This window comes from Klebsiella sp. K47, from assembly GCF_051858335.1.
GTDB classification, from domain to species: domain Bacteria; phylum Pseudomonadota; class Gammaproteobacteria; order Enterobacterales; family Enterobacteriaceae; genus Klebsiella; species Klebsiella pneumoniae.
The window spans coordinates 1-227 of the sequence record NZ_JBPYUI010000370.1 but is presented as its reverse complement, the minus strand read 5'-3'; the positions used below and the strand labels follow the sequence as shown (position 1 = coordinate 227).

The 227-nt window shown below is 66.5% G+C and carries 1 pseudogene; it reads right to left on the bottom strand.

The annotated features are described in order from the left end of the window. Positions 1 to 227, bottom strand: a pseudogene (locus tag RRF55_RS28420) (amino acid dehydrogenase); the annotation flags it as partial.

The window sequence follows — 227 nt, the reverse complement described above, 5'->3', positions numbered from 1 at the left end:
AGGAGCGACAGGCCCCCAGAAAGGACGCCATCCAGCGCCAATGCGCCGGGTCCAGGCGGGGGCGCAGCTTCAACGGTGAGTCACCGCGCAGCATCCAGCCGATGGCCTGCAATGGCACGCCGGCATCGGCCAGGGGCGCCACGTAGCGATAGGACAACTGGCCGCCATTGGCAAAACTGGTTTCACTGCCCAGCGAATCCCGCGCCTCGACCAGGGTCACTTCAACG